Source organism: Bacillus sp. MBGLi79 (assembly GCF_002953915.1).
The window spans coordinates 2,586,079-2,598,197 of record NZ_CP026521.1; the positions used below are offsets into that span (position 1 = coordinate 2,586,079).

Below are 12,119 nucleotides of genomic sequence, written 5' to 3' on the forward strand. Positions count from 1 at the left end.
CAGTCACCTCATTTTAAACTGTACAAGCCGCCAAACGCCATTGCGTACTCCTCAAATTCCTGCAGCGCTTGTTTTCTCTTTTCAGCGCTGGTGAGCCGGTCCTTTAATTCTTCTATCTTTCTGACGAGCGCACTTCCTACTACGACACCGTCACAAATTTCATTCATCTTTAGGACCTGTTCACGGTTTGATATACCGAACCCTACAGCGACCGGAACAGTGCTGAGATCCTTCACAGTCCGAATGAACGGGTACACGGATGAATTGAACTCATTGCGGACACCGGTCACACCCAGAGAAGATACACAGTAGACGAAACCCTCGGCTTGTTCAATAATGGTTTTCAAACGGCTTTCACTTGTCGGCGCAACCAAAGAAATATACGTCACCTCATGGCTTTTACACTCCTCTTGAAGGCTGGCGCTTTCTTCTAGTGGCAGATCCGGAACAAGCAGACCGTCAATATGATTTTCCCGCAGTAAAGCGAAAAAGTATTCTTTGTTCAATTGTAACACAGGATTATAATACGTAAAGAGGATAATCGGAATATTCACTCCGTTTTTTTTCATTTCTCCGCCTAATTGGATTGCCTTTACGATATTCATTCCTTGATCAAGCGCCCGCTTTGAAGCCCGCTGTATCACCGGGCCGTCTGCAAGCGGGTCAGAGTATGGAACACCAAGCTCCAGTGCTGTGGCGCCTGCTTTTTGGAGAGACTTCGCCAGTTCAATCGAAACCTCAGGCACTGGATCGCCAGCCGTAATAAACGGGATAAACAATTTTTCTGATGGTTGAAGATCTAATTTAAACATGGGCTTTCACCTCATTTTTCATTACATTCATTAATGTGTTGACATCCTTATCTCCCCGTCCTGATAAACAAACGAGAATGATTTGACCGCGATCCATTCCTTTGGCGAGTTTGAATGCCTTCGCTAACGCATGGGCAGATTCGATTGCCGGCAAAATCCCCTCTTTTTCTGACAAGAGCTTTAATGCATTCACCGCTTCTTCATCTGTGATACTGTCATAAGTGACACGGCCGCTCTTATGCAAGTAAGCGTGCTCAGGACCGATCCCCGGATAGTCGAGACCTGCTGAAATAGAGTAAGGCTCAATTATCTGCCCGAACTCATCCTGAATGAGATATGTCAATGAACCGTGAATAACCCCTACGGTACCTTTCGAAATAGTAGCGGCATGAAGAGGAGTATCTATTCCTTTTCCTGCAGCTTCAGCTCCGATCAGTTCAACATCTTCGTTTAAAAATGCCTGAAACATACCCATCGCATTGCTTCCTCCGCCTACACATGCCACTACTTTATCAGGCAGAGTGCCTTCAATACGTTTCAGCTGATCCTTCGCTTCCTCTCCGATCATTTTTTGAAATTCGCGGACCACTTGCGGATAAGGGTGCGGACCGACAACTGATCCAATCATGTAAAAATGATCCTCGCAATGCTGAACCCAGTAACGGATCGCCTCATTTGTAGCATCCTTCAATGTTCCGTTCCCGCTTGTTACAGGCACTACTTCCGCACCAAGAAGCTTCATGCGAAAAACGTTCAGAGACTGGCGGGCAACATCCTCTTCGCCCATAAACACAATGCACGAAAAACCGAATTTGGCTGCGACTGTTGCAGCGGCAACGCCGTGCTGTCCGGCGCCCGTTTCAGCAATGATTTTCGTTTTGCCCATTTTTTTAGCAAGCAGCGCTTGGCCTAACGCATTATTGATTTTATGGGAACCTGTATGGTTTAAATCTTCTCGTTTCAAATAGATTTTCGCGCCGCCTAAGTATTCAGTGACTCGATCAGCATATGTTAATGCAGTCGGCCGTCCGGAATAGTCCTTTAACAGCTTATAATATTCTTCACGAAAAACAGGATCATCCTTGATTTGTTTAAATGCTGTCTCTATTTCATCTAACGGCTGCATGAGTGTTTCCGGAACAAACTTCCCGCCAAAATCACCGTATCTGCCTATTTCATTCGGATATGGATACATATCGGTTCATCCTTTCTTCTAAAAGCCTCATCAGATTTTTATCTTTTTGCCCATTTTTTTCAATTCCGCTGGCAAGGTCAATTCCTGCCGGCTGCCATTTCAATAGTCCTGTGACGCTATCCGGATTCACGCCGCCAGCGATAAAGCAGCGTTTACCAATCACCGCCCGCTGATATTCCGGAACACAATCCCATGAAAATGCAACACCAGTTCCGCCTCTAGCCCCTTTTACAGATGAATCAATCACAAAGCCGTCCACATTATCTATAAAGCGGGCTATTTCTTGAGTTGTATTATGATGATGGTGAAGCGCCTTCCAAATTTCACAATCTGTCAGCTTGCGAAGCGCATCAGCATCCGCCGGGTTTTCATCACCATGAAGTTGAATGACGTCAAGCTTCAAGTCCTTAGCAATGCGTGACATCCTCTCTATTGATTCATTAACAAAAACACCTGCAACTTTTTTTTCGACACGAACCTGGTTCAGCCACTTTTTCACATCTTGCGGAGATACTTTTCGTTTGCTTTCAGCAAATATAAAGCCAAGATAGTCAGCCTGTGATTGCGCCGCAAGCTGCAAATCCTTTAGTGACCGAATACCGCAATATTTTAATGCCGGTTTCTCCACAACCTCACTCCCCAAACAAAGCATGGATTGCTTTTCGCTGAGAAGTTTGTCTCATCAATGATTCACCGATAAGTACAGCTCGCGCCCCATGTTCGTTGACAAATGTTAAATGTTCTAAAGAACCGATTCCGCTTTCGCTGACAAGCAGAGATTCTTTCGGAACGAGAGATGCGATTTGTTCTGTCTGCTTTACAGATGTTTCAAACGTCTTTAGGTTTCGGTTATTTACACCGAGAATATCAGGTGTGAACACTTTCAATATTTGTTCTAGCGTTGATGCATCATGAACCTCCACTAACACGTCCATCCCCTTTTCGCCTGCTTCAAGATATAATTCATAGAGGTGTAAAGGGTCAAGCACCTCGCCGATTAACAATATGGCATCCGCACCGATTCTTCTTGATTCCTCCACTTGAAGAGAATCAATAATAAAATCTTTTCTGAGTACAGGAATCGAAACAGCGCGCTTTACATCTGATAAATAGCTGTTTTCCCCTTGAAAAAACGGGGTGTCTGTTAAAACGGAAAGCGCATCTGCCTTCGCAGCTTCATAGTCTTTTGCAATCCGCACAGGGACAAAATCCTCTTTAATCAGCCCTTTTGACGGTGATGCTTTTTTCACTTCGGCAATCAGCCCGATAAACCGATTCGGGCTTGCCAACGCATCTTTAAATGAACGTTTTTCGAAAGGCTGCTCTACCGGCAGAACCAGCGTTTTCACTTCTTCTTTCTTTTGTTTGATGATATTTTCAAGCATAGATCTCTTCCTCTTTCTGTTTTAGTCGTTCAAGCTGCGCAGCTGCGCCTCCGCTTGTAATCGTCTCTAAGGCCAGCTCCGTTCCTTCCTTCAGTGAGTCGGTAATTCCCGCCGTGTAAATCGCAGCACCCGCATTAAAAGCCGTTATAGATAAAGCGGAACTGCTGCTTTTATTTTCAAAAATATTCTGAATGAGACAAGCGCTCTCTTTCGGTGACTGCACCTGTAAATCTTCAAGTCTGCCATTTGCGAAACCAAAATCTTCGGGTGAAACCGTATATTCCCGGCGCTCTCCATCCTTTAATTCAATCACGTCAGTCGGTGCTGTAATTGAAAGCTCATCTAAACCGTCACGGCTTGATACGAACATGACATGCTTCGGCTGAAATGACTCTAGTGCGCTTGCCATCAGTCCAGCTTTTTCAACGGAATAGACCCCGATCACCTGACGCTGCGCCTGCAAAGGATTGCTTAGCGGTCCGAGCAGATTAAATACCGTTCTGAAACCTAGCTCTTTTCTAGTACCTGCTACATGTTTCATAGACGAATGATAAAGCGGCGCAAATAGAAATCCCATATTATTTGTTTCAATGCTTGATTTGACCTTCTCAGGAGTAGTTTGAATTGAAACCTCTAGCTCCTCTAAAACATCAGCGCTCCCGCTTTTAGAAGAGACAGAGCGATTGCCATGCTTAGCGATTTTCGCGCCAGCTGCCGAGGCAACAATTGCCGATGCCGTTGAGATATTAAAAGTGGAAATACCGTCTCCCCCGGTTCCGCATGTATCAACGACATCAGGAAGTCCATCGACTGTAAGAGCGTGTGCCCGCATTGCCTTCATAAAACCCGTAAGCTCTTCTGGCGTCTCGCCCCGATAAGCAAGAATAGACAATATACCGCCCATTTCAGAAGGAGTCATTTCCGCTGCCATCATCATATTCATCAGCGCTTCAGCCTCACCGGCTGTAAGGGTTTTTCCGTCAACGCACAATTGTAGAAATTTGTTCATCAGCTTTATCCTCCTTGCTATGAAACATGTCTTCTGCAATATGAATCGTTTTCAGCAGCGCACCGGCTTTATTACAGCTTTCTTCGTATTCGGTTTCCGGGACAGAATCAGCAACAATGCCAGCACCTGCCTGTATCGATGCAACACCGTTCTTTACACTCATCGTGCGAATCGTAATACAAGAGTCGATATTCCCGTCAAACCCAATGTAGGCAATACACCCTCCGTATGTCTCTCTCGGTGTTGGTTCGAGCTCTTGCAAAAGCTGCATGGCACGGATTTTAGGTGCTCCTGTTAATGTCCCCGCCGGGAAAGCAGACATCAGTGCATCAACGGGATGGACCCCTTTTTTCAGTTGGCCTGTAACCACCGAGATAATGTGCATGACATGTGAAAAGGAGACAATTTTTGTGAACTCCGGCACAGAAACAGACCCATACTCTGCTACTCTGCCGATATCGTTTCGGGCAAGATCAACGAGCATGTAATGCTCCGCCTTTTCTTTTTCATCCTTCATCAGCTCAACTTTCAGTCTCTCATCTTCGGCTTTGTCTGCACCGCGTTTTCTCGTACCGGCAATCGGATGGATTTCCAAGTGCCCGTCCTGAACGTGGATTAACCGTTCCGGAGAACTGCCGACTATTTCTCTGTCTTGCAGTTTCATATAATACATATACGGAGAAGGATTGACGATCCTAAGCACTCGGTATAACTCAAAAGCATCTGCTTTTATCGGAACCTCAAATTTCTGTGACAAAACGCCCTGAAAGATATCTCCTGCTTTTATATAGCCTTTGATTTTTTCTACATCAGCCATAAAAGCAGATTTTTCATAATTAGAAGATACTGTCTCAAAGCTGGGTGTCTTGTATGAATCAACAGAGAGAAACAGCTCTTTTATGTTTTTTTGGTCCATCATTTTTTCGACGAGATGTTGGAGCTCTTGATGATTTTGATGGAACACATCAATTTTTTCGTTTTCTGTTTCCTCTCCATTGAGCCTTGCATACTGGATAAAGTGGACGTTTTTGGTTTCATGATCATACGCAATTAATGTCCGGCAAACAAACAGCATACACTTTTCCATTTCTGTTTCTTTTGTATGCGAAGGAACAGAAGGCTCAATCAGCGGGATCATATCATAACTTAAGTACCCGACAGCTCCGCCGACAAAAGGAATGCCAAGCTCAGGTGTTTTGATTTTGTATGTGGCATTCATCCAGTTCAGTACGTCTTTTAGTTCATTTCCCGTGTAAAGAGATTTGCTGTCCTGATCAGCGGCAGCAAAACGGCACTGCTCTTCTTTAATTGTGAGAAATGGATTCAGGCCGATAAACGAATATCTTGACCAAGCGGATGTATCGTCCTTGCTTTCAAGAAGATACGTAATCTCCCTGTCAAGCTTCTCTATCATTTGAATGGGTGTCAGTGTATCGACTGTGAAGGTCTCCACAATCGGTATCGTGTGGTGGGACAAGCTGTCCTCTAAAAATGCGGAAATGTTTGATTGGAAATTCAATGTTCTCACTCCTTATGGCAAGGAGAATGAGAAGATGGCATGAGAGGATAAAATATTATATAACAAATAAACCCAAAAGAAAGACTTCTTTTGGGTAGAATAAACATGCATGTCTCAGCTCAACTAAACTCATTCTCTGCTACCCTATTCTCTAACTCAACTCATTCTAATCGCTTTATACACACTCTTGTGTATTTCTAAGCTGTTCTTATCGTATTACAATTCAGTATTTTTTGTCAATGATAAATCGGGCCTCAATACGACGGCTTTTTCTAAATATACATGTCTGATCTGATCCTGAGGGACATCTGTCTGGACCGTCATCATAACTCTTATGCACTTTTTCAGACCGCCTGTTACGTCCATTTCCTGCATACATGTTACCGGTACATACTGCCATCCTGAAAGCTCGCGAACAGCTTTTGCCGGGAAAACAGAGTGCAAATCAGGTGTAGCCGAAAGAAGCATTTGAACAACATCTTCCGGTTTTGTTTGATTTTCTTCTATGATTTTCTCTAACAGCTGTTTTGTTTTTTGTAAAATTTCTTCTTCGGTATCCCGTTCAACTGTAGTTGCTCCGCGAATTCCGCGAATCATCATGATGTCTCCTCCAATCGCCATTTGTTCAGCCAGCTCTCAAGTTCATTTCTTGAAAATGTGTGATCAGCAACTTTCCCTAATTCGTTGAGCACAATAAACTGAATCTTGCCGCCTCGGGTTTTCTTATCATTCATCATACGGTCCAAGAGAACCGAAGTTTCCGTCTCTATTCTGATTTGACTTGGATAACCCAAACGTTTTAGCCAGCTGACCAAACGTTTTCTGTCCATTTCACAGCCTGCAGTCTTTTCGCTTATATATAAAGCAAACTGCATTCCGAGGGCTACTGCATCACCGTGAGTGATTTGCCCGTAGCCATATTCCGCCTCAACGGCATGGCCGAGCGTATGCCCAAAGTTTAAGTAAGCTCTTATCCCCTCTTCTTTTTCATCCTGCTGAACGACAGACGCTTTAATTGAAATGCCTTTAAAAATCATGTCATTCAGCTGATCATTAGTGATATCAAGAAGTGAGCGGACATTCAGAAGCTCTTCCAGAAACGCTCTGTCATAGATAAAAGCGTGTTTTATCACTTCTGCCATTCCGGACCGAAGTTCTTTTTCAGGCAGAGAACGCAGGAATTCTGTATCGTAGAGCACGGCTTTCGGCTGGTAAAACGCACCGATTAGATTTTTTCCAAGCGGATGGTTTACGGCTACTTTTCCTCCGACTGCGCTGTCATGCGCCAAGAGCGTCGTAGGCATTTGGATGAAATCAATGCCGCGCATAAAAGTGGCAGCCACAAAACCGGCAAGATCCCCTACAACACCGCCACCGAATGCGATGATACAAGAGGAGCGATCCAGATGAAAACGAATCGCTTCACTCTGCAATTTCGTATACATGTCCATGGATTTCGCCTGCTCTCCACTCGGTACCGTCACTTTTTTCACAGGCCACTTTTCTTGCAGCAAATGAAGCATTTCATCGCCATACAGGCGGTCCACCTCTTCATCCGTAACAAGCATGATCCTTGTTAAAGGCCTGTTTAAGGAGGTTAATAGATCGCAAGCCTTTTTTCTGATGCCTTGTCCGATAAAAACAGGATACGACGAAGAAGCAGTTTGAACATGCAGTGTCTTCATTAAAATTCCCTCGACAGTTTTCTCATATTCTCCACATTTTCTCTAATGCGGTCGATTTGATCTAAGCCGAATTGTTCAACGACTGCGTTCGCAATTTCCCAAGCGACAGCCGCTTCAGCTACTACACTTGCCGCAGGAACAGCACAGCTGTCAGAACGTTCAATGCTGGCGGAAAACGGTTCTTTCGTTTCAATATCGACACTTTTAAGCGGTTTATACAAAGTCGGAATCGGCTTCATGACTCCGCGGACAACAATCGGCATCCCTGTTGTCATGCCGCCTTCTAGTCCTCCAAGTCTGTTGGTGGCACGGGTGTAGCCTTTTTCCTCGTCCCAAATGATCTCGTCATGGACTTCACTTCCATTTCGGCCTGCCGCCTCAAATCCGATCCCGAATTCAACACCTTTAAATGCGTTAATTGACAGTACAGCTGCAGCAAGCTTGCTGTCCAGTTTGCGGTCATAATGGACATAGCTGCCCACACCTACTGGCATTCCCTCGACAATGACTTCCACAATTCCGCCGATCGAATCTCCGTTTGCCTTCGCTTCATCAATGGCAGCCATCATTTTTTTGCCTGCCTCTTCATCGTAGCATCTGACAGGAGACTCCTCCGTTACACGCTGCAGGTCTTCAATTGACGTATATGCTGTTTTTTCAGCTTTAACTGCGCTAATTTGCAACACGTGGCCCGCCACCTTAATGCCGAGCTCAGAAAGAATCTTTTTAGCAACAGCCCCTGCCGCCACTCTGACAGTTGTTTCCCTTGCTGAAGAGCGCTCAAGCACATTTCTCATATCACGATGATTATATTTAATCGCGCCATTTAAGTCAGCGTGCCCAGGTCTCGGTCTGGAAATTTGGCGCTTCATTTCCTTCTCTTCATCTTCTGTAATCGGAGCGGCACCCATGATTTTTGTCCAATGCTTCCAATCGTTATTTTCAACAACGAGAGCAATTGGTGAGCCGAGTGTACGCGCATGGCGCACCCCACTCATAATTTTGGCCTGGTCTTTTTCGATCTGCATGCGACGGCCGCGCCCGTGGCCTTTTTGGCGTCTGGCAAGCTCAAAATTGATATCTTCCTCCGTTATGTAAAGCCCGGCAGGCACACCTTCAATAATGGTTGTCAGTTGGGGGCCGTGTGATTCTCCGGCTGTTAAATATCTCATGACTTCTTCTCCCTTCATCGCATTAACGCTTTTAAGTAAGACTACTATAACATATTTTTCAGCAAAAAGTCAGTCTATCTTTTTTGATAAAAGAATGTATCGGCTGGAGCCAGACCGAATTTCTCAGGGTTGAAGATTTGTTCGGTGCTGCCGACAAAAAGAACTCCATTCTTTTTCAAGCTTTGTGCCATTTTTAAATAAAGCTCTTCCTTCGCGCTTTCTGTAAAGTAAATAAATACATTGCGGCACACGATTAAGTCAAAGTCTTGTTCATAACGATCCGCCAGTAGATTGTGCTTTTTGAATGTAATATTCTTTTTGATTCCCGGTTTTACTTCATAACTTCCATTTGTGTTTTGAGTAAAATAACGATCCTTCACTGATAACGGCACTTCCTGTAAAGACCGCTCCTGATAAACGCCTTTTTTCGCTTTTTCCAATGCTTTTTCATCAATATCCGTTGCCAAAATCTGATAGCCCGGAAGACCTTTTTGCTGGTCCAAAAGCATGGCAAGCGTGTATGGCTCCTCACCTGTTGAGCAGGCGGCACTCCAAATCTTTAAAGGTCTAGAGGTCTTGATTAACGGCAGAATTGCAGTCTCAAGAACTTCCCATCTTTTATAATTACGATAAAATTCTGAAACATTGATCGTCATTCTGTCCAATGTTTCATTTAAGAGAGCTTGATCCTTTTCCAATGCCGCCGCAAAGTCCTTAAAGCTTTGGAACCCCTTTTTCTCATAAAGTGATGTTAGCCTTCTCTTCATTTGTGACTCTTTATATAGTGTCAAATCGACTCCGGTTAATTGTTTCCATTTCGTTGTAAAAACGCTGTATGTATCCATCTCTACTCTCCCAGTCTCGCTGTCTTTTTGTCCTAGTATAGCTTGTTTTATCAGGAAATTGTATTAATTCAATAAAAAAATCAGCTTTTCAGCTGATTTTAGATCATTGGGAAAGGCAGAGGTCTGATGCACACTGCCATTGAACCCTTTATTCACTTTAATGTAAACCTTTACAAAAAAGTTCAAAAACCGGCGGCGTTCAATAATGCCGGCTCTGTTACATATTTTCACAATGATTAATAGATCCAGCCTGCCATAAGCTGCTGATATGACACTAATTCTTCATTCTTAAAGAAAATGTTAATCTCGCGTTCTGCACTTTCGAGAGAATCAGAGCCGTGGATGATGTTTTTCCCGACAAACATGCCATAATCTCCCCGAATCGTACCAGGTAAAGCTTCTTTAGGATTTGTCTTTCCGATCAGCTGTCTCGTCACTTCAATGACATTTTCGCCTTCCCACACCATTGCGAATACAGGTCCTGAAGTAATAAACTCAACGAGCTCTCCGAAGAAAGGCTTCCCTTGATGTTCGGCGTAGTGTTTCTCAGCCATTTGTTCAGTCACTCTCATTAACTTGGCACCAGCTAATTGTAAGCCCTTACGTTCGAATCTAGATAAAATGTCCCCAATGAGCTGACGTTGGACACCGTCTGGTTTCACCATGATAAAAGTCTTTTCCATCATATTCTCCACCCCATCATTATGTATGTATAGGCTTTCACACTGCACACCGAAATCGTAACATCTTTCTGATAATTAATCAATCCGGGGCGGAGAAATTTCTTAATATCTACAAAAATTAAAATTTTCTTTTACCAATATATTTTGCGATGGCTGCAAGAGACGAGCGCGCGCGGCCTCTGGGAAGCGTATTTAATTTCTGGAAAGCTTTCTGCAAATACATTTCGCTTACTGCCATAGATGCTTCAATGGCATCCGTTTTTTTGATTTCTTCAATGATTGGTTCAAGCTGTTCCTGCGTTGTCTCACTGTTAATCAATTTAAGCTGGTTCTTTAATGTTGGATTTTTCAGGGCATACAGCACTGGCAATGTGACGTTCCCTTGAAGCAAATCTCCTCCAACGGGTTTGCCCAGCTCTTCTTCAGTTGAAGTGAAATCAAGAATATCATCAATAATTTGGTAAGACATACCGACGTAATATCCAAACCAGTACAGCGCCTTATGAATCTTCTCATCAGCGCCAGACGCAATGGCACCGAGCTGGCAGCTGACCGCGATCAAGAGAGCCGTTTTTCTTTTGATACGGCGGAGATATGTTCTGAGATTTTGTTCCATGTTGTATTTGTCTTTGATCTGCTCGATTTCTCCTAGACAAACTTCAACGATCGTCTGCGATAAAATCCTATGGGCTTTCGGTTCGTTAATTCTCGTCATCATTTCAAGAGATCCCGCAAGCATATAATCGCCTGTGTACATCGCAATACGATTGTCCCACTTTGCTTTGATTGTCGGTTTCCCTCGGCGAAGCTCCGCATCATCAATGACATCATCATGAACCAGAGATGCCATGTGAATCATTTCCAGAGTGACAGCCACATATTTAATCTTATTAATATCGTAATCGCCAAACATGCCTGAAAGCAGTACGAAAACAGGCCGAATACGTTTCCCTCCGGCCTGCAGCAGGTGAAGCCCCGCCTCGCTTAAAAGCGGATAATCGGAACGTACGGTTTGTTCAAGTTCTCTTTCGATTACATCAATATCGTCATTTAAAAAAGAGTAGGCCATTTTAAATTTCATATCATTCACCCAAACATCTGTGTTTTCATTTCCATCCGATATGCGTGGCAGCGACTCCGCCAGTAAACGAATGATATTTAACATTTTTCAAGCCCGCCTCTTCAAACAGGCCTGCCAGTTCCTTCATTCCAGGGAATTCTCTGGCTGATTCTTGAAGCCAAGAATATTCTTTATAGCTCTTCGCAAACAGTTTTCCGAAAAACGGCATAATGTACTTAAAGTACATAAAGTAAGCCTGTCTGAATCCGAACATTTCCGGTTGAGACGTTTCCAGACATACAACCTGGCCGCCCGGCTTCACTACACGTCTCATCTCTTTCAATACAGTTAAGTAATCAGGGACGTTGCGGAGTCCGAAGCCAATGGTGACATAATCAAATGTATCATCATCAAAAGGAAGCTCCATCGCATTTCCATGCAGCAGTTCGATTTGGCTGAATCCGCCGTCTTTTACTTTCTGCTGGCCGACACTCAGCATATTTTCACTGAAATCCAAGCCCTTGATCTCGCCGCTTTTGCCGGCCGCTTTTGCAAGAGCGATCGTCCAGTCAGCCGTTCCGCAGCATACATCGAGTGCTTTGGCGCCTTCTTTTACATCCATGATGCGCATCGTTTTATCGCGCCATTTTTTATGCTGCTGAAAACTGATGACAGAGTTCATTTGGTCATAGTTTTTATATATTTTTTCAAATACTCCGTGTACGCGCTGTTCTTTTGAGTCCTGCATAATGGT

At 44.0% G+C, this 12,119-nt stretch carries 13 protein-coding genes; all 13 read right to left on the reverse strand.

Translation table 11 applies throughout. The features are described 5' to 3' along the window. Nucleotides 1-8: 8 nt before the first annotated feature. Nucleotides 9-812, reverse strand: a complete 804-nt coding sequence (gene trpA / locus C1T29_RS12900) for a tryptophan synthase subunit alpha (protein WP_014664403.1) — start codon at nt 810-812, stop codon at nt 9-11. Then, nucleotides 805-2,007: a tryptophan synthase subunit beta gene (trpB, locus tag C1T29_RS12905; RefSeq protein WP_103749622.1), complete on the reverse strand. Its 1,203-nt coding sequence runs from the start codon at nt 2,005-2,007 to the stop codon at nt 805-807. Before trpB ends, trpA begins: the two co-directional genes overlap by 8 nt. After that, nucleotides 1,988-2,635, reverse strand: coding sequence for a phosphoribosylanthranilate isomerase (locus tag C1T29_RS12910; RefSeq protein WP_014664405.1), 648 nt, complete (start codon nt 2,633-2,635; stop codon nt 1,988-1,990). The genes trpB and C1T29_RS12910 overlap by 20 nt, the downstream gene beginning before the upstream one ends. A gap of 4 nt (nt 2,636-2,639) precedes the next feature. Further along, nucleotides 2,640-3,392, reverse strand: a complete 753-nt coding sequence (gene trpC, locus C1T29_RS12915) for an indole-3-glycerol phosphate synthase TrpC (protein ID WP_040082771.1) — start codon at nt 3,390-3,392, stop codon at nt 2,640-2,642. Continuing rightward, a complete protein-coding gene (trpD, locus tag C1T29_RS12920; protein WP_103749621.1) occupies nt 3,385-4,401 on the reverse strand; it encodes an anthranilate phosphoribosyltransferase in 1,017 nt (338 codons plus the stop codon). The genes trpC and trpD overlap by 8 nt, the downstream gene beginning before the upstream one ends. Then, nucleotides 4,373-5,920, reverse strand: coding sequence for an anthranilate synthase component I (trpE, locus tag C1T29_RS12925; RefSeq protein ID WP_071580466.1), 1,548 nt, complete (start codon nt 5,918-5,920; stop codon nt 4,373-4,375). Before trpE ends, trpD begins: the two co-directional genes overlap by 29 nt. A 216-nt stretch (nt 5,921-6,136) precedes the next feature. Further along, nucleotides 6,137-6,520: a chorismate mutase gene (gene aroH / locus C1T29_RS12930; protein ID WP_014664409.1), complete on the reverse strand. Its 384-nt coding sequence runs from the start codon at nt 6,518-6,520 to the stop codon at nt 6,137-6,139. Further along, on the reverse strand, nt 6,517-7,605 hold the full coding sequence (gene aroB / locus C1T29_RS12935) for a 3-dehydroquinate synthase (RefSeq protein WP_069839220.1): 1,089 nt from the start codon (nt 7,603-7,605) through the stop codon (nt 6,517-6,519). The genes aroH and aroB overlap by 4 nt, the downstream gene beginning before the upstream one ends. Then, nucleotides 7,605-8,777 (reverse strand): chorismate synthase, encoded by a 1,173-nt coding sequence (gene aroC, locus C1T29_RS12940; RefSeq protein WP_069839219.1) that lies wholly within the window; start codon nt 8,775-8,777, stop codon nt 7,605-7,607. The genes aroB and aroC overlap by 1 nt, the downstream gene beginning before the upstream one ends. Before the next feature lie 74 nt (nt 8,778-8,851). Continuing rightward, nucleotides 8,852-9,622 carry a protein-glutamate O-methyltransferase CheR gene (cheR, locus tag C1T29_RS12945; RefSeq protein WP_103749620.1) on the reverse strand — a complete coding sequence of 257 codons (771 nt, stop codon included), beginning with the start codon at nt 9,620-9,622 and terminating at the stop codon, nt 8,852-8,854. A 236-nt stretch (nt 9,623-9,858) separates the two neighbouring features. After that, complete coding sequence (gene ndk / locus C1T29_RS12950; protein WP_010886554.1) at nt 9,859-10,308, reverse strand: nucleoside-diphosphate kinase; 450 nt, start codon at nt 10,306-10,308, stop codon at nt 9,859-9,861. 115 nt (nt 10,309-10,423) lie between these two features. After that, nucleotides 10,424-11,386 (reverse strand): heptaprenyl diphosphate synthase component II, encoded by a 963-nt coding sequence (gene hepT, locus C1T29_RS12955; protein ID WP_069839438.1) that lies wholly within the window; start codon nt 11,384-11,386, stop codon nt 10,424-10,426. Nucleotides 11,387-11,411: 25 nt separating this feature from the next. After that, nucleotides 11,412-12,113 carry a demethylmenaquinone methyltransferase gene (menG, locus tag C1T29_RS12960; protein WP_071580461.1) on the reverse strand — a complete coding sequence of 234 codons (702 nt, stop codon included), beginning with the start codon at nt 12,111-12,113 and terminating at the stop codon, nt 11,412-11,414. Between the last annotated feature and the right edge of the window lie 6 nt (nt 12,114-12,119).

What these genes read in the sequence shown, in the direction of transcription:
- aroC (WP_069839219.1), bottom strand. Translation starts at nt 8,777, where the DNA reads ATGAGATATTTAACAGCCGGAGAATCACACGGCCCCCAACTGACAACC.
- aroH (WP_014664409.1), bottom strand. Translation starts at nt 6,520, where the DNA reads ATGATGATTCGCGGAATTCGCGGAGCAACTACAGTTGAACGGGATACC.
- trpA (WP_014664403.1), bottom strand. Translation starts at nt 812, where the DNA reads ATGTTTAAATTAGATCTTCAACCATCAGAAAAATTGTTTATCCCGTTT.
- ndk (WP_010886554.1), bottom strand. Translation starts at nt 10,308, where the DNA reads ATGATGGAAAAGACTTTTATCATGGTGAAACCAGACGGTGTCCAACGT.
- hepT (WP_069839438.1), bottom strand. Translation starts at nt 11,386, where the DNA reads ATGAAATTTAAAATGGCCTACTCTTTTTTAAATGACGATATTGATGTA.
- aroB (WP_069839220.1), bottom strand. Translation starts at nt 7,605, where the DNA reads ATGAAGACACTGCATGTTCAAACTGCTTCTTCGTCGTATCCTGTTTTT.
- trpB (WP_103749622.1), bottom strand. Translation starts at nt 2,007, where the DNA reads ATGTATCCATATCCGAATGAAATAGGCAGATACGGTGATTTTGGCGGG.
- trpC (WP_040082771.1), bottom strand. Translation starts at nt 3,392, where the DNA reads ATGCTTGAAAATATCATCAAACAAAAGAAAGAAGAAGTGAAAACGCTG.
- cheR (WP_103749620.1), bottom strand. Translation starts at nt 9,622, where the DNA reads ATGGATACATACAGCGTTTTTACAACGAAATGGAAACAATTAACCGGA.
- menG (WP_071580461.1), bottom strand. Translation starts at nt 12,113, where the DNA reads ATGCAGGACTCAAAAGAACAGCGCGTACACGGAGTATTTGAAAAAATA.
- trpD (WP_103749621.1), bottom strand. Translation starts at nt 4,401, where the DNA reads ATGAACAAATTTCTACAATTGTGCGTTGACGGAAAAACCCTTACAGCC.